We start from the raw sequence: 21485 nt of genomic DNA on the forward strand, positions 1-21485 counted from the left end.
TGGCCCACCTGCCGCCGTACGGCTGTCCGGTGGCGGTCGAAGGGGTCGCTCACCGGCCGAGCACGCGGTCGGCCTCGGCCAACTGCCCTGCGGTGAGCGGCCCCTTGGCGATCGCGCCCGCGTTCTCCTCGGCCTGAGCGACCGAACGGAAACCGGGGATCGGGATCGTGCGGGGGCTGCGGGCCCAGATCCAGGCGAGGGCGCCCTGCGCGAGCGTGCGGCCGCCGCTGGTGAGGATGTCCTTGAGGGCGTCCACCCGGGCGATCCAGTCCGGATCCGCTCCCCCGCCGTCGGAAAAGCCGGGCAGCCAGACGGGCGGTGCGCTGCGGATGTCCCCGGCGGCGAGCGTGCGCTGCCCGTGGTGCTTACCGGTCAGCAGCCCCATGGCCAGCGGACTGCGGTTGACGCTGGCCAGGTCCAACTCCTCGCACAGGACGAGCAGTTCGGGTGCGTCCTGGAGGACATTCAGACGGTGCTGTACGGCCGCGCAGTGCGGGCCCTCGGCGAAGACGGCGGCGCGTGCCGGGTCGTCCGTGCTCCACGCGTACGCGCGGATGAGCCCCTCGCGCACGAACTCCTCGCAGGTGTCCCGGAGTTCGGCGGCGCGCTCCGGTCCGGCGTCGGAGATGTGGAGTTGGTAGAGGTCGACGTGGTCGGTGTCCAGGCGGCGCAGCGAGGCGGTCAGGGCGCGGCGGGCGTGCGCCGGGGAGTCGTCGCTGCCGATGGCGAGCCGGCGCTCCTCGTCGAACAGGTTGCCCCACTTGGTGGCGATGACGGCATCGTCCCGCCGCTTGCCCAGCGCACGCGCGAGGACGCGCTCACTGTGCCCGGTGCCGTAGGCGTCCGCGGTGTCGAAGAAGGTCACGCCGAGGTCCAGGGCGCGCCTGATGGCCCGTACGGACTCGTCGTCGTCGACCTTGCCCCAGCCCAGGGGCTGTCCGTCGGGGGTCTGCCACTCGCCGCCGATGGCCCAGCAGCCGAAGCCGAGGGCACTGACCTCGATCCCGCTGCGTCCCAGTGTCCTGTGCGGTGTCCCCTGCTCGTTCTCGGTGCTCTCCATGTCCGGTGACGCTAGGAGTTGGAGTGCACCCGAAGGCAAGACCCCGGACGGAACCGGGGTGCGGGCCCGTGGGCAGGACCCCGGCGCGGGACCGGGCCGGCAGCCCGCGTCTAGGCCTGGCCGGTCTCGAAACGGGAGATCCGGCCGCCGTCGTCGACGGTGAAGCTCCAGCGCGTCTTCATCTCACCCCAGGCGTCGTTGCTGTAGCGGGCGATGAGGGCACGGCCGCCGTTGGACTCGTTGTCGACCTCCATGTGGCCGTGCGAGGAGAAGATCTCCCGGTCGGTCCACTCGTCGAGGTCACGGTCGGAACCGTCGTCGGACATCGTCGCGTCCGGGGTGAGCAGGGCCTGGAAGGCCTCACGGTCGTGCGCGTTCACGGCGCTGACGAAGGCCCGGACGGCCGGGTCGCTCAGCTTGGCTACCTGAATCGTCATGCCAGTCAGACTCACACCGGTCCCGGGCCTGCGCCACCCGAACGGCTGCCCAGGACCGCCGGTGCCGGGAGAGGGGTGCGACGGTGGGGACGCGGGAGGGACTCGTACGCCGCCGTCTGTTCTGGGAGTCACCGTGACCTGTTTCGACCGAAGCGATCTGGGACTGCTGCTGCTCCGTCTGGGCACGGGCGGGGTGCTGGCCGCGCACGGCACGCAGAAGCTGTTCGGCTGGTTCGGCGGCGGCGGGCTCGAGGGGACCGCGGCGGCCATGGAGTCCATGGGGTACGCGCCCGGGAAGGCGAGCGCCGCCGCCGCGGGCCTGGCCGAGGCGGGCGGCGGCACGCTGCTCGCCCTGGGACTCGCGACGCCGGCGGCGGGTGCGGCGGCGGCCGGCGCGATGGCGGGCGCGGCCGCGGTACACACGCCCAACGGGTTCTTCGTACAGGGCGGCGGCTACGAGTACGCGGCCTCGCTGAGCCTGACGGCGGCGGGCCTCGCGGTGGCGGGCCCCGGCCGGCTGTCGCTGGACCATCTGCTCGGCCACTCGGTGAACCGCGGCTGGATGGTGCCCGCGGCACTGGGCTTCACGGCCGCGCTCACGCTGGCCGTGGTCGGCGCCCGGAACAAGCGGGTCCGGAGGGCGGCGGAGGGCGAGCAGGAGGCGCTGTTCGACGAGTAGCCGCCGACCGGACTCCCGGTCCGGGGGCCGGCTCCCGGGAAGGGCGGGCAGACGTCATCGGGCTGCGCCCCTCGGGGGAGACTGACTCCCATGGCTGAGCACGCTGCTGAGGAACTCTGGGACACGATCGATCTCCTGCACGCCTGGCTGGACGCGCATCGGGCGCACGACAGCCGGGAGGACCTCCTGCTGCGCATGCTGAAGCTCTCGGAGGAGGTCGGCGAGGTGGCCCAGGCGGTGATCGGCGCGACGGGCCACAACCCGCGCAAGGGCGCGAGTCACACCTGGGACGACGTCCGGTCCGAACTCTGTGACGTCGTCATCACGGCCCTGGTCGCGCTGCGCACCCTCACCCCGGACGCCCGCGAGGTGTTCACCGCCCACCTGGCCGGCGTCACGCGCCGCTCCCTCGGGACGGCCGGAACTCCCTGACGGGCGGCGGGACTTGTCCCGCCCATCCCACTTGTCCCACCCGGCCCCCGCGTGTTTAACAATTGTATACACGCAGGATGCATACAATTGGTGAGGGCCGCTAAATAATTTCGTCGACAGCATGCCGACGAAAGGTTCCTCGTGCAGGACGACGTAGTACTCAGTGGTCGCAGGGCGGTTGCCGTGGTGAGCGGGGTACTGACCCTGGCCGTGATGGGGCTGGGAAGCCAGGCACAGGCGGCGAGTTACGGGACGCCCACCCTCTCGCTGTCGGCGGAGTACCTCTCCGGCGCGGTGGGGGCGAGCGGCGACCCGGCCGTGGCGGTGACGGTCGCGCAGAGCGGCGCCGACGCCGGGGCGCTCACGGTGACGGTGACCAAGAGCAGCAGTACCGCCGTGGCCACCACGAGCGATGTCACGGTCACCGGGACCGGTGGCGCCCGCCGCCTCGCGGTCGCCGCACGCGGCCAGGGGTACACCGACCTCACCGTGAAGGTCACCGGCGTGGACGGCCGGACCGCTACCAGGACACTGCACTACGCGGCCTCCGCCGCCGTCCAGCAGAGCGCGGACAGCCGCTACTTCACCGGCTCCAGCGATGCCTCGGCGGCCGTCGACGTCGGCGGCGGCTACGCCGTCGTGGCGGACGACGAGTCCAACACCCTTCGCCTGTACGACCGTTCGACCTCCGGAGCCCCCGTCAAGACCTGGGACTTCAGCTCGAAGATCGGCGTCTCGAAGGAGATCGACATCGAGGGCGCGGCCCGCGTCGGCGACACCGTCTACTGGACGGGCTCACTGGGCAACAACAAGGACGGCGTGTACAAGTCGGACCGCAACACCGTCTTCACCACCAAGGTCACCGGCTCCGGCGCGGCCACCACGCTTTCGTACGGCGGCTCGTACGCGAAGCTCCGCGACGACGTCGTGGCGTGGGACAAGGCCAACGGCAACCGCTACGGCTTCGCGGCGGGCACCGCGGACGGACAGATACCCAAGCAGATCGACGGGTTCAACGTGGAGGGGCTCGAATTCGCGCCCGGCTCGACCACGACCGCGTATCTCGGCTTCCGCGCCCCTCTCGCCCCGGCGGTGCCCGGCGGCAAGGCGCTGCTCGTGCCCGTCACCAACATCGACAAGGTGGTGAGCGCCGGCGCGACGGCCACCTTCGGCACGCCCGTCGAGCTCGACCTCGGCGGCCTGTCCGTCCGCGACATCCGCAAGAACGCCGCGAACCAGTACCTGATCGTCGCCGGTTCCTGGGCCGCCGACGACAACTCGGACCCGTACGCGCTCTACTCCTGGGACGGCAACCCCGCCCACGCCCCCGTCAAGCGCGCCGACCTGCCCACCTCGGACCCGGGCGGCTGGGAGTCGGTCGTGGACGTCCCCGACCTCAACACCCCCGGCGCCCGCGCCCAGTTGATCACGGACGACGGCTCGGCCGACCTCTACGGCGACGGCACCGAGGCGAAGGACCTCGACCACCCGGAGTGGAAGAAGTCGCGGGCTACGTGGTTCACGGTGACCCACTGACGGCGTTCACGGTGACGCGCTGACGCGTTCGCAGGAACCCACTGACGCGTTCACAGTGACCCACTGACGCGTCCGCGGTGACGCACTGACGGTCCACGAGACCGCGCCACGGACCACCGGCTCCCGGGCTGCACCGACAGCCCGGGAGTTGCGTGCTGCGTGCCGGTGCCGTCCCGTACGCGGATGGCCTGTTCGGTGACGGCGGCCTCGACGCGGTCATCATGCTGGTACCGCTGCAGCTGGACCTGCGGCAGGCGCGAAGAGTTCAGGCGGGTCCGCCGGACGGACCGATGCCGGCCTTCGCCGCGCCGTGCCCCGCCGTGGCCACCGCGCCCAGGAAGGGGAGGCACGCCAGAAGGAGCAGGCCGGCCAGCGCCCAGGGGGCGTCGAGTCCGACGTGCTGAGCCAGGGCGCCGCCCGCCGAGGCGCCGATCGGCATGGCCCCCCAGGCGGCGAGCCGATAGCCGCTGGTGACCCGGCCCAGCATGTCCGGCGGGGCGAGACGCTGCCGCAGGGAGACCGTGCACACGTTCCACAGCACGACCCCGGCGCTGTTGAGAGCCAGCATGACGGCGACCAGCGGCCACCAGGGCAGTACCGCGACGACCAGGTAGCTGAGCGCCGAGACGGTCACCGACACCTTCACACTCCGCCCGGGCCCCAGCCACCGCACGATCCGGGGTGCCGTTTTCGCCCCCGCGAGGCTGCCGACGGCCGCGGCTACCAGCATGAGGCTGTAGCCGAAGGGGCGCAGATGCAGACGCTGTTCGACGTAGACCACGAGCACCGCGTAGACCGCCTGTTGCGCCACGCCCAGGACCGCGACCACCCCCATGAGCGGGCGCAGGACCCGGTCGTGCGCCAGGAACCGCAACCCGGCCCAGGTGCCCCGCAGCAGACTCCGTATCCCCTGCTCGCCGTCTCCCGCGGTCGGTGCGGCCCGCTCCGGCAGCCCCGTGAGCAGCAGCGCCGACGCGAGGAACGTCGCACCGTCCAGGAGGAAGGGGAGCGGGTGCCACGCCGACCAGAGCGCGGCGCCCACGGGCGGGCCCACGAAGCCGGTTCCGACGATCTGCGCCGAGATGACCCGGGCGTTGGCGCGCTCGAGTTGGTGGTCGGCGGCCAGCGTCGGGACGACGGCCTGTGCGGCGCTGTCGAAGAACACCTCGGCCAGGCCCGAGCCGAACGCCAGCAGCACCAGGACCGTCACCGGCGTCCACCCCGTCACCACGAGGGCGCACAGCAGGAACAGCGTCGCGCACCGCGCCAGGTCGGCCCCCACCATCGACCGGCGCCGGGGCGTGCGGTCCACCAGGGTGCCGATGACCGGTGCCAGGAGCCAGGCCGCACGGCCCGCGGCCGCCACCACGGACACCCAGAACACGTCGCCGGTGCTCCACGCTGCCAGCAGGGGCAGCGCCGCGAACCGCGCACCGTCCCCCACCGAGCTGAGCCCGTTGGCGGTGATCAGCCGGCGCAGGGCCTTCGCCCGGGCCCGGTCCGACGGGGGTGAGGTGGGAGCGGAACTCATCGAGAGGAAATGTCTTTCGTCGGCGGTACGTCGCGGCGCGCACACGGCGTGTCCGGAGGGGCCCCTGCGCTCGCCGCCTGGCAGGAGACACACATAACGAGAGGCGCGTACCCCGTGTATGGCGCACCATTCCTGTCGCCCGGGCGGTCTTTGCACTCTTTTCACAGAGCGGCGGATTTTTTCGTCCCGGCCGCTCGAGATGCTTGACGCGGCTTTCTCTCCCGTGGCAGCTTCGATGAGTCGCCAGTTGCGAATCCGGCGTCAACGCACCTTTGCAACAAGCACCGTTGGCACAATCCTGCCCATGACGTTCATCGCATTCCGCGGCAAGCAGGGGATGTCCTCCGACAGGGGCCACTGTATGCAAGAACCTGCACTCGTCACGCTCGCCGAGCACCCCGTCTTCGCTCAATCGACCGCTATTCTCGACCGGTTATACGAGACCTACGACTTCCTGCTCGAATGCGTCGCGCCGGACATTCTGCCGGTCGATTCCGCAGGTCGCCGGATTTCTCGCGACACCGCTTTGGAACCCACCGTCCGCCATGAACTAGACGGGGCGCTGCGCAGAATTCGGGACCCCCGCGCCTGCACAGCGGAAATCGCCTCGCTCGCGGACGGGCCCCTCCTCGGCGGAACGCTCGCGGCGGAGGAGGAGAGCGCGGGCGTCCGGCAGACGGTTGAACTGCCCGGCCACCGGGTGCACCTGCTCACGGACCCCGCTCTGCCGGCCGAAGTCCACCGGGCGTTCGAGGCCCTCTTCCGCCGCCACCTCAGCGCAGGCCCCGGCGCCGACACCCTGACGGGCCTCACCGCCGAGCGGACCGCGACCCTTCGCGCGGCTGTGGAACTGATGCTGGCCACCGCCCCCGACCTGTGCACCGGCCTGCTGCGGCACGCCCGTTACGTCATAGCGGTCGACGGCCCCGACGCCTTCGACAGCGCGTCGACCCGCGAGATCCCCGGCGCCGCGTTCGTGGCCGTCCGCTGCATGCGGACCCCCGAGCGGCTGGCCGAGGCGCTGGTCCACGAGTTCGTGCATCTGCGCCTCTACGACCTCCAGGCGACCCGGTCGATCTTCGCCCCGGCCTACGACACGGCCACCGCGCCCACGGTGGCGCCCGAGTGGCACAGAACCTCCCAGGTCTCCCGATGGCCCGTCGACCGGGCCCTGGCCGCCGCCCACGTCTACGTCCACCTGTGCGCCTGGTTCGGGCAGCGCGCCCACGACAGCGGGAATCCCGATCTCGGGCAGTCCGCGGAGACGGCCTCGTTCCGGGCCACCAGCCTGCTCGACAAGGTCGCCCGGCACGCCGAGGAGTGTCTCGGCCCGGCGGGCAGGGACTTCCTGCACTGGCTGACGGAGGTGCACCGGACCCGGTCCGGACCGCCTGCCCGCGTCCACGAGCGGGTGACGTCGTAACCGGTCGCCGGGGCGTCACCGGCCGGGCCTGCGGCCGCGCCGGAATCCACGGCCGTCCGAGCCGTACCGCACCGCCGTGCACACCGCGGGCCGCCTCCGGCACGGAGACCGCCTGAGTCCCTTCCCGGCGCCTGCCGGGCCGGCCCTCCCTGGTGTGGGCCCGCGAGCCCTCGCCACCACGCCCACACACCGCACCGCGGCACACTGTGCGCCCCTCACGGTCGCAGGCGCGCCGTGTCCGCACCGGTCATCGACGCCCTCGCGCCGGGCCGGCACACCTCAGCGCACGAACCACACGGTGCCGATCAGGACGGAGACCCATGGAACTGGTACTCAACGAGCCCCTCAAGAGCTGGTTGCAGGTCACACAGTCGTGCAACCTCAAGTGCCGTCAGTGCTACGGCGACTGCGCGGCCGAGCCCCGCAGCGAGGAGATGCGCCGGGCCGAGTACGCGACGCTCATCCGGGAGATGGCCGACTCCGGAGTGATCGAGGTCTTCGTGGAGGGCGGCGAACCGCTCAACCGCCCGGATGCCCTGGACCTCCTCGCCGAACTGACTCCGCACGTGATGACCCGGCTGCGCACCAACGCCACCCTGCTGACCCCCGAAGTCGCGGCCCGGCTGAAGGAGATCGGGATCGGCGAGGTGTACGTGGACGTCCTCGGAGCCACCGCGGACACCCACGACTGGCACGTGCAGGTTCCCGGCAGCTTCGACCGGACCGTCCAGGGAGTGCGGAACGCCCTGTCGGCCGGACTCCCCGTCTCCCTGCTCATCATCATGACGCGGCGCAACGTGGACGAACTCCAGGGCGTGCTCGACCTCGCCGCCGAACTCGGCGTCCCGCGGGTCGGAGTCCTTCGCCTGTACCCCCTGGGCCGGGCTCGCACCCAGTGGCACGACCTGGCCCTGCGGCTGCCCGACCAGATGGCCGCGCTGGATGCGCTGCAGGTACCCGACTCGGTGCACCTGATGACCTCCTGGCACCCCAAGGACGGCAACTGCTGCTGGCAGAACGCCGGCGTGGACGCCACCGGCCGCTCCGTCGGCTGCGCCTACCTGCGGGACTACACCGACTACGGCAACGTCCGCGAGGTCAGCTGGCTGACCACCTGGAACGACCCCGTCTACGTGCACAACCGCTCCGGTCACGTGGACGGCGGCTGCGAGTCCTGCGAGGAGACCCAGGGATCGTCCGGCGGATGCAGGTCGACGGCGTTCGCCTTCACCGGCCGCTGGGACGCCCCCGACCCGTTCTGCACCACGACCAACGGAGGGATCGATGTCTCTCAGCTCCCCGACGACCTCGAGGACCGGCGGGTCCGCCCCGCCGTACCGGCAACGAGCCGACTGCTTTGAGCAGAGCCCCCACGCCAGGTTCCGCCCCATCCCGGAGTGGAACTGCATGCTCGCCTACACACCGCGCAAGCCCGCCATCCACTACCTGAACCCGGTGGCCTGGGTGGTCGTGGAGCTGTGCGACGGATCCTCCGGTTCGCAGATCTTCGCCTCGTTCAAGGAGCTCAACAAAGGCCGGATCGGTGAACCGGAACTCCAGGAGGCGTTCGAGTCGGCGATGGCACAACTCCTCGAAGGGGAGCTGGTCGCCACCGCGTGAACGACCCGTTCGTTTCGCGGAAGGGAGGTGAAGTGATGACGAAGAAGAAGACGGACCTTGAGCACCTCATGGCAGCGGCCGGCGCGACCGGTGAAGGACCCGCGGTCGAGGTGGTACAGCCGGAAGTGCGCACTGGTGCGCAGTACGCCCTGCTGCCGTCGATGAAGGCCAAGCGCCCGGACACGTCCGGCGCCACGCCGGAGGCGGAGGCGGACGACCAGAAGTGACGCGGGCCCGACCCGTGTCGCCCCGGCCGGCACCCGGACACACCGTCCGGGTGCCGGTCTCACCAGGAGGACGGACCGATGGGGAAGACGATGGGCACGAAGACCGTTCTGGTGAACCCGCCCCTGTGGAACGCGTACGCCCCGCACCTCGCGGTGCCCCTGCTCCTGGGAGACCTCCGCGCACGCGGCCACGAGGCCACCGCCTACGACCTGAGCATCGAGTGCATCGACTGGATGCTCTCGGCCGCGGCTCTGGAGGAGCTGCGGGAGAAGACGGCCACGCGCGCGACGGTGGACCTGGAGGACGAATGGGCGCGCCGGCGTGGGCTCCTGGTCGCCCCGTCCGCGATCCGGGGTGTCGAGGAGGCGAAGGCGCGGCTGAGGTCCCTGGACACCCTGCACGACCCTGCCGCGTTCCACTCGGCCCGCCGCACCCTGCGCGACGCGCTGTGGCTGATCTCGGGGGCCTTCCCCCACTGCGACTTCGACCTGGTCTCCAACACCTCGACGTACTCGGCCGAGTCGACGGCCCAGGTCCTGGCGGCGAGCGGCGACCCCGAGGGCAACCCCTACCGCTGGGCCTTCGACCGGATGCTCGACCGCGACCTCTTCCTCGACCCCGCGGTCGGTGTCGTCGGCGTGAGCATGTCCGCCGACACCCAGCTGATCGCCGGGGTCACGTTCCTCGGCATGCTGCGGGAGATGCGCCCCGACGTCCACGTGGTCCTCGGGGGCAACTACGCCACCCGGCTCGTCGACCGCTGGCAGCACCGGCACGCGCTCTTCGACTACGTCGACACCGTGGTGACCGGAGAGGGCGAGGGTGCGCTCGCGGCCGTCATCGACGGCCTCGGCGAAGGGACGGCGGAGGGAGCCGACTTCCGGGAGCGGATCCCCGGAGCCGTCTGGGACGGCGGCGGCATCCTGCTGCGTACACCGCGGCGCAGCGCCGACATCTCGGCCGCGGCGAAGCCGGCCTACGACGCCCTTCCGCTGGGCAAGTACCTCGCCCCGGGGCCGATCCTGCCCGTCTTCGCCTCCCGCAGCTGCCCCTGGGACTGCGCTTTCTGCTCGATCCCGTTCGCGAGCAACTCCTTCCGGCAGCGGCCCGCCGCCGCCGTCGCCGGGGAGGTGGCCCAGCTGCGGGCGGACCACGGCTCCCCGTACTTCATGTTCGTCGACGAGATCATGAGCCTGCGCACCCTGCGCAACGTAGGCGAGGCGCTCGTGACCACCTCCCCCGACGTGTTCTGGTACGGCGAGACCCGCTTCGCCGGTGGCCTGGACGACGAACTCGCGCGGCTCCTGCACGACTCGGGCTGCCGCCGGATGAACTTCGGCCTGGAGTCGACGAGTCAGCGCGTCCTGGACCTGATGCGCAAGGGCACGCGGATCGAGGACGGCCACCGGAACATCGCCGCGATGCTGGAGGCCGGGGTACCGATCCACCTCTTCGTCATCCACGGCTTTCCCGGGGAGACCCGGGAGGAGGCCGCACACACGGTGGAGTTCGCGGAGGCCGTCCGGCGCCTGTCCATCGAGCGGTACGGCATCGCGCACACGACCTGGGGCGGCTCACCCTTCGTCCTTGACGTGCACTCTCCCGTCGGCACCCGGCCGGAGGAGTTCGGCGTCCACATCGAGCCCCCCGACCCCGGCGACGACCTGAGCCTGAGCCGCAACTACCGCACCGACGCGGGCCTGTCCCAGCAGGACACCCTCGCGGTCGCCGAGGACGCGGCCGGGTCCGCCGGCGACACGACTGTCTGGTTCCGCGCGGCGCGCGACCCCATGGCGCGGGAGATCGAGGAGTTCACGTTCCTCCGGGCCTGCGTCGGGGCTCCCCTGCCCGAGGCACCCCCCGTCCCGCTCTTCGACTGGCCCCCACCGGAACCGGACGCCCGGCTGGGCATCGCCCCCGGCGTGACGTTCACCCGGGTGCCCTGGACGGCGACGGAGACGGACACCGATCCGGCGATGGCGCTGTACAACCCGGCCGGGGACAGGTTCCTCCAGCTCAACTGGAAGGGCGACACCGCTTGGCAGGAACTGGACGGCCTGTCCCTGCGCGACCTGGAGGAGTGGCTGGCCGACCGGGACTGCCACTACCTCGGCTCCGAGCCCGCCGCCACGGCCGCACTGCTGCTCCGGCACGGTTTCCTGGTGTCCTCACGACGGCTGACGACGGCGCCGGCCGCCGTGCTCCGCGCCGAGATCGGCATCGGGCTGGACAGCGGCGACGGAGCCCACCACCTTTCCAACCCCATCACGGGAGTGACGATCCGGCTCCGGGGCACCGCCGTCGACACCTGGCAACGCCGGCGGTACGGCGAGACGACCGCGTCGGAGGCGTCACGGGACGCCGTCACCGACGCACTGGTCCGCTACGGATTCCTGTACCGCGACGCGGCCGGCGCCGGACGGCCGCGACCGCGGTACCTCACCCAGGGACAGGCGGTGTAGTGCGATGGAACGGTTCCGGATCTCCGGCAAGGCGTCGCTGACGGCGCGCCCGATGCTGCCCGAGGACGAGCCCGGCGTTGCCCGCGTGCTCGCGGCCTGTGACGACTACCTGATCGCGGCCACCGGCTCCACAGCCCTGCCGGCGGACGTGCAGAGTCTGTACTACTCCCTGCCCGAGGGCGCGGACTTCGCACAGAAGCACCTGCTGGTGCTGTGCCGGGGGGCGGATGTGGTGGGCGTGGTCGACGCCACGGCCGCCCATCCCGACGACCGCACCCTTTCGGTCGGGCTGTTCCTCCTCGACCCGGAGGTGCGGCGCGCCGGCGTGGGCACATCGGCGGCCCGGCATCTCCTCCAGGAGGCCGCGGCGCAGGGGCTGTCCCGCGTGACCGCCACCTGCCCGCAGGACTGGGCTCCCGGCATCGCGTTTCTGGAGAAGCTGGGCTTCGAGGTGCAGGCGCCGCCGCAGGACGCCGCCCCGACGGTGGGCAACCGGCTCCGCTTCCCCGCCGAGACGGGCCTGTGCACCGCCGTACGGGATCTGAACGAGGCGCCCGCTGGTACCGGTCACCGGGACCGGGGTGCGTCATGACGACGGTGCCCGCGCTCCTCGACGCCGGCCCGGACAGCGTTCAGGAGGACATCGCCGAGGCGTACGCGCTGGTCCGTGCCTTCGACGGCGACGCGACGTGCCCGGCGGCCGGTGATCCGCACGCCGAGTTCGCGGAGCTGCGCCGGCGGGGCGCCGTGCAGAGGTCGACGCTGGAGCGGGTGATGGCCGGCGTGGACGTGCCCGAGGAGACGGCCACCCTCGTCTGGCATGTGCTCTCGTTCGCGGACGCCGAGGCGGTCCTGCGGGACGAGGACACCTTCTCGTCGTCGGCGTACGACGAGAGCATGGGCCGCCTGATCGGCAGGTCCTTCCTCCAGATGGACCACCAGGAGCACAGGATCTGGCGGAACGTCCTCCACGGCGGCTTCAACCGGCAGGCGGTCCTCGCCCTCCGCGACGCGGTCCGCTCGGACACGGCCGCCGCACTCACCGCCGTCGCCGCACGCGGCGGAGGCGACCTGGTCGCGGAGGTGGCCTTCCCGGTGGCCCTGACCACCATCGCGCGCATGATCGGCTTCCCTCCCGGCACACGGATCGGCACGCTGTACACCTGGGCGGTCGGCCTGCTCGACGACACCGGCGGCCGGATCTCGACGGCCGTGGAGGAGTTGCTCGACACGCCGTCGGCATGGGTTTCCGGTGGTCTCGTGGACCTGCTCCTGGGCACGGAGAATCCCGAGATCGGGAGCGGACCTGAACTGCTCCCCGCTGTACGGCTGTTGCTGTCCACCGGCACGGAGCCGCCGTTCCGTTCCCTCGCGACCCTGATGTACGCGACCCTCACCGACGGCTCCGTCGCGGACCTGCTGCGCACGGACCCGTCCGCGGCCTCCTCGGTCTTCCAGGAGTGCTGGCGCTGGGAATGCCCCCTGACCTGGGTGCTGCGCCGCTGCACCACCGACACCGTGCTCTGCGGCCAGGCGATCCGGCGCGGCGACCTGGTGTGCGTCAACCTCGCCTCGGCCAACCGCGACGAGACCCGGTGGACTCACCCGGAGCGCTTCGACCCCCGGCGCGAGCCGCAGCCGAGCCTGGCCATGGGAACCGGCCCCCACACCTGCCTCGGCCGACACCTCGCCGCCCTGGAGGCGGACCAGATGCTGTCCGCGCTGATCGACGTGCTCCTGCCCGACCGGTCCCCTGGATGGGCCCTGGACTCCGCCGGCCCGATCGGACGCGGCTTCCGGTCACCCAGGCGGCTCGGGGTTCGCGTCGCCCGGTCCCCGGGGTGAACCTTCCGGTCACCCAGCCGACTCGAGGGGCACGTCGCCCCGTCCCCGAGGTGAACCCCGCGGGCGGGGCGGCAGACGAGTCGGGCTATACGCCGGGTTCTGTCACTCGACCGCCTCGCGGCGGCCGGGGAGACGGCCATCCATCTAGGACCGGCGTTGCCGCCGGTCTCGTGCGGTCTACCCGCGGACTCGGGCGGGCAGCCCTCGAACGTCCGCGCAGAGCACGTTTTACGGTGCTCCTTTTGACCTTGCTCCGGGTGGGGTTTACCTAGCTGCCCAGGTCGCCCTGGGCACTGGTGGTCTCTTACACCACCGTTTCACCCTTACCGGGGAGCGCCCTCTTTCAAGAGCGCAGCCCCGGCGGTCTGTTTTCTGTGGCACTGTCCCGCGGGTCACCCCGGGTGGCCGTTAGCCACCACCCTGCCCTGTGGAGCCCGGACGTTCCTCGGGGAGGTCCACAAGAACCTCCACGCGGCCGTCCGCCCGGCTCGTCTGCCGTGTCGACCATGCTACCGGGCGCCCGGACCGTCCCCGTCCCGAGGCCGCCGTGGCCAGGACCGAGCCCGCCAGGATCAGGGCGAAGGCCGCCCCGACCGTGACCGTCAGCGACTCGTCCAGGAACAGCACCCCGGCCGCCACCGCCACCGCCGGGTTGACGTACGTGAACACCACCGCGCGGGTCGGGCCGGCCTCGCGGATCAGTTCGAGGAAGACCACGAACGCGAGGGCGGTGCAGATGACGCCCAGGCCGGCCAGGGATGCCAGGACCGAGGTCGAAGGAACGGAGGACGGCCAGGTCACGGCCGCCGCCGGGGCGTAGACCACGGTCGCCAGGAGCAGGCACGGGGCGATCAGCTGGAGCGTCGGCACCTGCTTGAGGTGGCGGGCGATGATCAGGGGGGCGGTGGCGTACCCGAGGACCGTCAGGAACACCTCCACCAGCGACCGGGCGTCGCCGCCGGTCAGGTGCGGGACCGTCAGGGTCGCGACCCCCGCCAGGCCCAGGGCCAGCCCCACCGTACGGCGGGCGCCGAGCCGTTCCGTGTCGCCGAAGAAGCGGGCCAGGACGATCCCCACGATCGGAACGCCCGCGATCAGCAGGCCCGCCGTGGAGCTGGAGAGATGGCGCTCCGCGTCCGTCAGGGTCCACCAGGGGCCGATGATCTCGATACAGGCGAAGGCCAGCATGGGACGCCAGTGCGACCGTACGACGGCGGTCAGCCCGCCCTGCCGTACCGCGAACGGCAGCAGCAGGGCCGCGCCGAGCGCACATCGCGCGAACACGACCATCGACGGAGAGACCCCGTCCACCGCCACTTTGATCATCAGATAGGGGATGCCCCAGAGGACTCCCATCAGGGAGAAGAGGAGCCAGCCGCGTGCAGTCATGGGCCGAGTTTCGGCCGCAGAGCGGTGCGGTGTCTTGAACGCTGTTGCGCGAGCCCGGCAACCCTTTCCGTCTACGCCGTGCCCGCCACGCTCGCTCGGTATGCCGCCGGGGTCACCCCGAGCACTCTGCGGAACCAGCGTGTCAGGTGTGCCTGGTCCGCGAAGCCCACCAGGCCGGCGACCTCGGCGGGGCGGTGCCCGGCCTCCAGCAGGCCGCGCGCCCGGTTGACCCGGTGCTGGGCGAGCCAGGCGTACGGCGGCATTCCCATCGTCGTACGGAAGGCGCGCAGGAGCTGGTAGCGGGACAGCCCGAGGTCGGCCGCGAGGTCGGCGAGCGACGGCGGGGCCAGGAGCTCGTCGGCGAGCCGGTCGCGTACGGCGAGGGCGACGGCGCCCGCTCCCGGGACCCTGTCGCTCACCGGCCGGGCCGTGGAGTGGCGCCGGGCGAGGGCGGTGAGCAGCCAGGGGAGGCGGGACTCGGCCTCCAACGGGTCGGGGCAGGCGCTCAGTTCGGTGTGCGCGGTGCGCAGGGCCGCGGCGAGTTCGGGGTCGTCGAGGAGGGGCTCGCGGAAGTGCGGTGCGGACAGGGTGCCCTCGGTGAGCAGCGTGGCGTCCGGATAGAGGGCGCGGTACGCGTACCCGTCACAGGCCGCGGGGCCTCCGGTGTGCACCTCTCCGGGGGCGAGTACGACGATCGAGCCCGGGCCCGTACGGATCCGGCCGCCGCGGTAGTCGATGACCTCGGCGCCGCCGACGCATACACCGACGGTGAACTCCTCGTGGGCGTGCGGGGCGTAGCGGTGGCGGTCGAAGCGGGCGGTCAGCAGGTCGAGAGGCGGCCCTTCGCGGCCGAGCGTGGCCCGCGTCCACAGCGCTTCTTCTCTCACGGTTCTCACGGATATCGCTGTTTTCACGGTTATCGCTGTTCTCACGGTTGCTCCGCCTGCTCCCCCGGTCCGACCCGTCGTCGGTCGGCTCCTGTGGGGGCAACGCCCGGATGCCTCGGATCTATGCCGGGGTCGGGGGCGGGGGCGGGGTAGTGGCGCGGTGCGGCGGCCGGCGGCTCCGACACCCGAGGCCAACGGCGACGCCGTCAGCCCGTCCGCTCCGGCGCGAACGCCCGCTCCAGCGCGTCGAACGCGGCGCCCACCCGCGCCCGGTGATCCTCGGCGATGTCGTCCGCCCGCTCCCCCGCGAGCAGGCGGCCCGCCGAGGTGACGTACACCGACCGGTACGCGGCGACGATCAGCGCGGCGGCGAGGCCGGGGTCCGGAGAGCCGGGGATGGCAGCGGACGTCTCCGTCAGCGCATCGGCCAGCGCGGTCTCCAGCTCCTCGACCCCCTCGCGGGCTCGTGCCCGCAGTGCCGGTGAGTCGAGCACGACGTGCCAGAAGGGCGGGAAGTCGTCGTCGACGCCGGACAACGGATGCCGTGCGTCGAGGAGTTCCAGGACCAGGCGTCGCAGCGCGGCGAGCGGTGTCTCGCCGGGACCCCGCTGACGTACGGCCTCGGTGAACATCTCGACGGCCTCGGGGATGCGGTCGAGGAAGAGGTCCTCCTTGCGCGGGAAGTAGTTGAAGACGGTCATGGCGGAGACGTCCGCGGCCCGGGCGATCTCGGTGACGGTCACGTTGTCGAACCCGCGCGCCACGATCAGCGGCGTCGCGATGTCGGAGATCCGCTGCCGGGTCGCCCGCTTCTTGCGCTCCCGCAGCGAGAGTTCGGCGTCTGGCGGGAGCTGAGCGTCTTCGGCCACCGGTCGCTCCTCCTTCGTCGGCTTGCCCACGGTACGGAGGAAACCATAGCCGAAAGATATAGCGGATATAATTTTTTAGTGACTACAGTGAAGTCATGGACTCAGACATGGGGAACGCGGAGACCGAGTACGACGTGGTGGTGTCCGGAGCCGGGCCGGTCGGGCTGCTGCTCGCCTGCGAGCTGCGACTCGGCGGGGCAGGGCGGGTGCTCGTCGTCGAGCGGCTCTCCGCGGTGGACGAGACGATCAAGGCGGGGGCCGTCAACGCGCCCACCGCTGTGGCCCTGGACCGGCGGGGCATGCTGCCCGCCCTGGCCGAGGTGCAGGAGCAGGCGCTGAGCCGCTTCCGGGCGTTCCTGCGGGAACGGGGCGGCACTGGTGACGGCGCCGAGGCGGCCCCCACGCCGCCTCCCAAGTTCGCCGGACACTTCGCCGGGATCATGCTCAGCGCCGGCCTCTTCGACGAGTCGGATCCGGCCTTCGCCGACGTCGGCCCCGCGGGCGGGGTCGGCCTCGTCCCGCAGGCGGCGCTCGAACGGCTGCTCGCGGAGCGCGCGGCACGGCTCGGCGTCGAGCTGCGCCGAAACGCTGAGGTCACCGGCTTCGAGGCGAACGCCGACGGGGTGACGGTGCACATCGAGCGCACGGACGAACCCGGGACGGAGGCACTCCACCGCACCGACGAACCCGGGACGGAAGCACTCCCCCGCACGGACGAACCCGGGACGAAGACAGACCACCCCACGGACGAACCCGGGACGGAAGCACTCCCCCGCACCGACGAACCCGGGACGAAGACAGACCACCCCACGGACAGGCCTCGGTCTGCGACAGGTCACCGCACGGACAAGCCCCCGTCGGAGACGGTCCGCGCAGCCTGGCTCGTGGGCTGCGACGGCGGCCGCAGCACGGTCCGCAAGCTCGCCGGTTTCCAGTTCGACGGCACGCCGCCGGAGATAACCGGTCATCAGGCGATCGTCGAAATGACTGGCGCCGAGGGGCTGAAGAGCGGCTGGAACACGACGGACACCGGGACCTACGCGCACGGTCCGGTGCCCGGCCGGATCCTCACCGTGGAGTTCGACGGACCGCCGGCGGACCGGGAAACACCCGTCACCGCCGAGGAGTTGCAGACGAGCCTGCGGTACGTCTCCGGCACGGACGTCACGGTGACGAAGGTGCACTCGGCGACCCGGTTCACGGACAACGCCCGCCAGGCATCCTCGTACCGCGCCGGCCGGGTGCTGCTGGCGGGCGACGCGGCGCATGTGCACTCCCCCTTCGGCGGGCAGGGGCTGAACCTGGGCATCGGGGACGCGATGAACCTGGGCTGGAAGCTCGCCGCGGTCGTGCGGGGCGGCGCGCCGGAGGGGCTGCTGGACTCGTACACCTCCGAACGGCATCCCGTCGGCGCCTGGGTGCTCGACTGGACCCGGGCCCAGATCGCGCTGATGCGTCCCGACCCGCACGCGCGCGCCCTGCGCAAGGTGGTCACCGACCTGGCGGAGACGGTCACCGGGACGACGTACCTCGTCCGGCAGATCTCCGGTGTTCTTCAGCGCTACGACCTGCCCGGCGGCCACCCGCTGGTCGGCCGCAGCGCGCCCGACCTCGAACTCGCCGACGGCGGCCGGCTCGCCGACCACCTCCACGGCGGGCGGGCCCTGCTGCTCGACCTCGCCGACGACCCGAAGCTCCGGGCCCGCGCCGAGGGCTACGGCGACCGGGTGGACGTCGTCGTCACCGGCTGCCCCGCCCGGCCGGAACTGGCGGGACTGCTCGTCCGCCCGGACGGGATCACGGCGTGGGCGGCGGACGGTACGTCGAGCGAGGACGCGCTCGTCGACGCCCTGGAACGGTGGTTCGGGTCACCCGTCCTCCGATGACACCGCGCGGCCCCGCGAGCTTGACCCTGCCGCAACGTCAACGTTTCTACTGATCCCATGCCGATCGGAGAACTCCGCCGCGGCCGTCGCAGTCACGACGCGGGCCGTGCGGCATTACCACCACCTGGGGCTGCTGCCCGAGCCGGAGCGGCAGCCGAACGGGTACCGGCACTACGCGCTGCGGCACGCCGTCGTGCTCGCCCGGATCCGGCGGCCGACCGAACTGGGGCTCGGGCCGGCGGAGGTGCGGGACGTTGTGGCGGACGACGCGGGCCGCGACCTGGCCGGGGTGCTCGCGGAGCTGGACGAGGACCTGGGCGAGGCGCCGGGCCCGGTGGAGCGGGCGCACGAGGCGTACGCCCTGCTCGACGCGCTGGCGGGCGCCGACCCCGCCGACCGCGCGGCGAGCAGGGGCACCCTCGAACTGGCCGTCCCCATAGCCCACTTCACCTTCCTGGGCCGGCGCCAGGACGTCCGGCTCGTCCGGCTGCACGCCGACGCGGCGGACGGGTTCGTCCAGGCGGTCAGGCAGGGGCGAACCGTACCTTCGCCGTGCCCGGATCCGCCTGGGTGAGACGGACCCGCAGCCGCTCCCCCAGCGGCAGCCGGGCCGTGCCGCCCTCGACGCGGGCGACGACGGCCGGGACCTCCAACTGGATGGTTCCGACGGTGGGTTCGCGCTCCTGAACGTCCACCACGCAGGCGTCGAAGATGTCGCCGACGCGATCCTTGAGCAGCGCGGCCTCGACGATGTCGACGCACTCGCGCTCGACGGTGCCGGCGCGCCGGGTGCCCTCGGCCATCTCCTTGGGGAGTTCTCCGAGGGCGGCGAGCACCCAGTCGGGCGGTGCCTGGCCGGCGGCGGCCGCGAGGCAGATCTCCGAGGCGTAGCGGTCGACGAGCCGGCGCAGCGGGGCGGTGCAGTGGGCGTAGGGCGCGGCGACGGCGGCATGCGAGGTGACCTCGGGGAGGACGCCGTCACGGAAGACGGTGTAGCCCGCGCCGCGCAGCAGCGTCGTGCACTCCTGGAGGAACGCCGCGTGGTGCGGCAGGTGCGGGTCGAGGGAGCGGATGAGCTGTGCGTACGAGACATGGTGCGGCCAGTCGATGCGCAGGGCCTTCGCGGTGCGGCGCAGCCGGCCGACCGCACCGTCGGGCGCGGCCGGGAGGGTGCGCAGGACGCCGGTGCCGTGCGCGAGCATGAGATCGGCCGCCGCCATGCCCGTGAGCAGGGAGATCTGCGCGTTCCAGCCGTCGGCCGGCAGCGGGGCACGGAAGGCGAGTTCGTAGGCGTGGTCGCGCTCGACGATCTCCTGCTCGGGGACGTTCAGGGAGATGCCGCCGCGCTCCACCTCCAGGCGCTCGCGCAGCAGCCCCACGTCCTTGAGGAGGGCCAGCGGTTCCTCCGCTGTCCCCGCGTCGAGCTCCTTCTGCACGTGTGCGTAGTCGAGCTTGGCGCGACTGCGGACGAGGGCCCGGCGGACATCGACGGTGTCCGTACGGCCGTCCGCGTCGAGGTCGATCGTCCACAGCACCGCGGGGCACGTCTGGCCGGGCAGCAGGCTCGCGGCGCCCTCGGACAGCCGGGTCGGGTGCAGCGGCACCTTCTCGTCCGGGAAGTACAGGGTGGTGACCCGGCGGTGGGCCTCGGCGTCCAGCACACTCCCGGGGCCGACGAACGCGGCGACGTCGGCGATCGCGTACCGGACGCGGTAGCCGCCCGGGCGGCGGGAGAGGTGCATCGCCTGGTCGAGGTCGGTGGACGTCGGCGGGTCGATGGTGAACAGGGGCACGTCCGTCGCGTCGTACGACGGCAGACGGGGTGCCCCGGCGGCCCGCTCGGCCTCCGCGAGGACGTCGGCGGGGAAGCTCTCGGGCACCTCTAGCTCGGTACGCAACGCACGCAGCGCGGCCCGCAGCGGGGCCTCGGCTGCGCCGGTGACACGGATATGGCGGCGAGGCATACAGCGAGCGTAGGCAGAAACCGGCCCGCCCGCCGTTCGCGGACGGGCGCTCGGGCCGCACGCCAGCCGGTACGGGCCGTGCGGCGGAACGGCAACCGGTACGGGCCGATCGTGCCGCACAGCTGCCAGTACGGGCGATCGTGGCGCACGGCAGCCTGCGGCGAGCCGATAGGTCCGCACGGCAGCCTGGGGCGAGCCGATAGGGCCGCACGGCAGCCTGGGGCGGAGTCCCTTCGGGAGAAGCACGGGAGGAAGACGGGAGAAACACGGGAGGAACAGGGGTCCGGGGCCGGAACCCCCAGGTGCGGGGCCGGGCCGGCCGCACCCCGTACCCTGGCGCCGGGCCATCCCACTGTTAGGAGACATCACCGTGCTCGTCCTGCTGCCGCCCTCCGAGGGAAAGGCCCCGTCCGGCCGAGGTACCGCGCTGAAGCTGGAGTCGCTGTCGCTGCCCGGGCTCACCGAGGCGCGCCAGGCCGTCCTCGACGAGCTGGTGGAGCTGTGCGCCGGCGACGAGGAGAAGGCGCGCGTGGTGCTCGGCCTGAGCGAGGGTCTGCGCGGCGAGATCGCCAAGAACACGGAGCTGCGGACCGCGGGCGCGCGGCCGGCCGGGGAGATCTACACGGGGGTCCTGTACGACGCCCTGGACCTGGCCTCGCTGGACACCGCGGCCAAACGGCGCGCCGGCCGTTCGCTGCTCGTGTTCTCGGGTCTGTGGGGCGCGGTCCGGGTGACGGACCGGATTCCGTCGTACCGCTGCTCGATGGGGGTGAAGCTGCCGGCTCTCGGGGCGCTGAGCGCGTACTGGCGTACGCCGATGGCGGCGGCGCTGCCCGAGGCGGCCGGGTCCGGACTCGTACTCGACCTGCGGTCCTCCGCGTACGCGGCCGCCTGGAAGCCGAAGGGCGAGGTCGCCGGGCGCACGGCGACGGTTCGGGTGCTGCACTCGCAGCTGGTCGACGGGGTCGAGAAGCGGTCCGTCGTCAGCCACTTCAACAAAGCGACGAAGGGCAAGATCGTCCGCAGTCTGCTGATGGCCGGCGCCGCGCCGAAGGATCCGGCGGAGCTGGTGGAGGCGCTGCGGGACCTCGGGTACGCGGTGGAGGCCGAGGCACCCTCGAAGCCCGGCCGGCCGTGGAATCTCGACGTGGTGGTGACGGAGATCCACTGAGCCGGCTCGCGGGGCTGTCACAGGAGGGGTGCGGGGAGCCGGTCCGCGCGGTGCGCACCCCGAGCC

The 21485-nt window shown here is 72.2% G+C and carries 18 protein-coding genes, 1 other RNA gene and 2 pseudogenes; 13 read left to right on the top strand and 8 right to left on the bottom strand.

The window, feature by feature from the left end; all coding sequences use genetic code 11:
- Nucleotides 1-49: 49 nt before the first annotated feature.
- Both ACFVYF_RS02910 and ACFVYF_RS02915 read right to left on the bottom strand, forming a co-directional pair.
- Nucleotides 50-1060 carry an aldo/keto reductase gene (locus ACFVYF_RS02910; RefSeq protein ID WP_389449769.1) on the bottom strand — a complete coding sequence of 337 codons (1011 nt, stop codon included), beginning with the start codon at nt 1058-1060 and terminating at the stop codon, nt 50-52.
- Nucleotides 1061-1170: 110 nt separating this feature from the next.
- Nucleotides 1171-1497 (bottom strand): nuclear transport factor 2 family protein, encoded by a 327-nt coding sequence (locus ACFVYF_RS02915; RefSeq protein WP_389449772.1) that lies wholly within the window; start codon nt 1495-1497, stop codon nt 1171-1173.
- A 133-nt stretch (nt 1498-1630) separates the two neighbouring features.
- On the opposite strand from ACFVYF_RS02915, the gene ACFVYF_RS02920 reads away from it, so the two are divergent.
- The 3 genes from ACFVYF_RS02920 (at nt 1631) to ACFVYF_RS02930 (ending at nt 4144) form a co-directional block, all read left to right on the top strand.
- Entirely contained in the window at nt 1631-2176 is a 546-nt protein-coding gene (locus tag ACFVYF_RS02920) for a DoxX family protein (protein WP_389449775.1), read from the top strand.
- Nucleotides 2177-2266: 90 nt separating this feature from the next.
- A complete protein-coding gene (locus ACFVYF_RS02925; RefSeq protein WP_389449778.1) occupies nt 2267-2608 on the top strand; it encodes a MazG-like family protein in 342 nt (113 codons plus the stop codon).
- A 213-nt stretch (nt 2609-2821) separates the two neighbouring features.
- A complete protein-coding gene (locus tag ACFVYF_RS02930; RefSeq protein ID WP_389450629.1) occupies nt 2822-4144 on the top strand; it encodes a hypothetical protein in 1323 nt (440 codons plus the stop codon).
- Between the two features lie 265 nt (nt 4145-4409).
- Here ACFVYF_RS02930 and ACFVYF_RS02935 read toward each other — a convergent pair whose 3' ends face one another.
- Complete coding sequence (locus tag ACFVYF_RS02935; RefSeq protein ID WP_389449782.1) at nt 4410-5675, bottom strand: MFS transporter; 1266 nt, start codon at nt 5673-5675, stop codon at nt 4410-4412.
- Nucleotides 5676-6036: 361 nt separating this feature from the next.
- Here ACFVYF_RS02935 and ACFVYF_RS02940 point away from each other — a divergent pair, with 361 nt between their 5' ends.
- From ACFVYF_RS02940 to ACFVYF_RS02970, 7 genes are all read left to right on the top strand, one after another.
- Nucleotides 6037-7098, top strand: a complete 1062-nt coding sequence (locus tag ACFVYF_RS02940) for an aKG-HExxH-type peptide beta-hydroxylase (RefSeq protein ID WP_389449785.1) — start codon at nt 6037-6039, stop codon at nt 7096-7098.
- Between the two features lie 320 nt (nt 7099-7418).
- The gene (locus tag ACFVYF_RS02945) at nt 7419-8459 is read left to right on the top strand and encodes a radical SAM/SPASM domain-containing protein (protein WP_389449788.1); all 1041 of its coding nucleotides are present in this window, start codon (nt 7419-7421) and stop codon (nt 8457-8459) included.
- 46 nt (nt 8460-8505) lie between these two features.
- Nucleotides 8506-8718, top strand: coding sequence for a hypothetical protein (locus tag ACFVYF_RS02950; RefSeq protein ID WP_383287258.1), 213 nt, complete (start codon nt 8506-8508; stop codon nt 8716-8718).
- Nucleotides 8719-8753: 35 nt separating this feature from the next.
- Nucleotides 8754-8945: a hypothetical protein gene (locus ACFVYF_RS02955; protein ID WP_389449791.1), complete on the top strand. Its 192-nt coding sequence runs from the start codon at nt 8754-8756 to the stop codon at nt 8943-8945.
- A gap of 78 nt (nt 8946-9023) precedes the next feature.
- Nucleotides 9024-11408 (top strand): B12-binding domain-containing radical SAM protein, encoded by a 2385-nt coding sequence (locus ACFVYF_RS02960; RefSeq protein ID WP_389449794.1) that lies wholly within the window; start codon nt 9024-9026, stop codon nt 11406-11408.
- A 4-nt stretch (nt 11409-11412) separates the two neighbouring features.
- Nucleotides 11413-12000 (top strand): GNAT family N-acetyltransferase, encoded by a 588-nt coding sequence (locus ACFVYF_RS02965; protein ID WP_389449797.1) that lies wholly within the window; start codon nt 11413-11415, stop codon nt 11998-12000.
- Nucleotides 11997-13253, top strand: a complete 1257-nt coding sequence (locus ACFVYF_RS02970) for a cytochrome P450 (protein ID WP_389449800.1) — start codon at nt 11997-11999, stop codon at nt 13251-13253. The genes ACFVYF_RS02965 and ACFVYF_RS02970 overlap by 4 nt, the downstream gene beginning before the upstream one ends.
- 72 nt (nt 13254-13325) lie before the next feature.
- Here ACFVYF_RS02970 and rnpB read toward each other — a convergent pair.
- The 4 genes and pseudogenes from rnpB to ACFVYF_RS02990 form a co-directional block, all read right to left on the bottom strand.
- Nucleotides 13326-13744: RNase P RNA component class A (rnpB, locus tag ACFVYF_RS02975), an RNA gene on the bottom strand.
- A 118-nt stretch (nt 13745-13862) separates the two neighbouring features.
- Nucleotides 13863-14642 (bottom strand): annotated as a pseudogene (locus ACFVYF_RS02980) (DMT family transporter); the annotation flags it as partial.
- A gap of 71 nt (nt 14643-14713) precedes the next feature.
- Nucleotides 14714-15538, bottom strand: coding sequence for an AraC family transcriptional regulator (locus tag ACFVYF_RS02985; RefSeq protein WP_389449803.1), 825 nt, complete (start codon nt 15536-15538; stop codon nt 14714-14716).
- Between the two features lie 197 nt (nt 15539-15735).
- Nucleotides 15736-16398, bottom strand: a complete 663-nt coding sequence (locus tag ACFVYF_RS02990; protein WP_389449806.1) for a TetR/AcrR family transcriptional regulator — start codon at nt 16396-16398, stop codon at nt 15736-15738.
- A gap of 95 nt (nt 16399-16493) precedes the next feature.
- On the opposite strand from ACFVYF_RS02990, the gene ACFVYF_RS02995 reads away from it, so the two are divergent.
- Nucleotides 16494-18284, top strand: a complete 1791-nt coding sequence (locus ACFVYF_RS02995) for an FAD-dependent monooxygenase (RefSeq protein ID WP_389449809.1) — start codon at nt 16494-16496, stop codon at nt 18282-18284.
- Nucleotides 18285-18341: 57 nt separating this feature from the next.
- Nucleotides 18342-18604, top strand: a pseudogene (locus ACFVYF_RS03000) (MerR family transcriptional regulator); the annotation flags it as partial.
- Between the two features lie 204 nt (nt 18605-18808).
- Here ACFVYF_RS03000 and ACFVYF_RS03005 read toward each other — a convergent pair.
- Nucleotides 18809-20248, bottom strand: a complete 1440-nt coding sequence (locus ACFVYF_RS03005; protein ID WP_389449812.1) for an RNB domain-containing ribonuclease — start codon at nt 20246-20248, stop codon at nt 18809-18811.
- A 370-nt stretch (nt 20249-20618) separates the two neighbouring features.
- Between ACFVYF_RS03005 and yaaA the strand changes: the two genes are divergently transcribed.
- A complete protein-coding gene (gene yaaA / locus ACFVYF_RS03010; RefSeq protein WP_389449815.1) occupies nt 20619-21419 on the top strand; it encodes a peroxide stress protein YaaA in 801 nt (266 codons plus the stop codon).
- Nucleotides 21420-21485: the final 66 nt, after the last annotated feature.

The organism is Streptomyces sp. NPDC058274 (assembly GCF_042881375.1).
Taxonomy (GTDB): domain Bacteria; phylum Actinomycetota; class Actinomycetes; order Streptomycetales; family Streptomycetaceae; genus Streptomyces.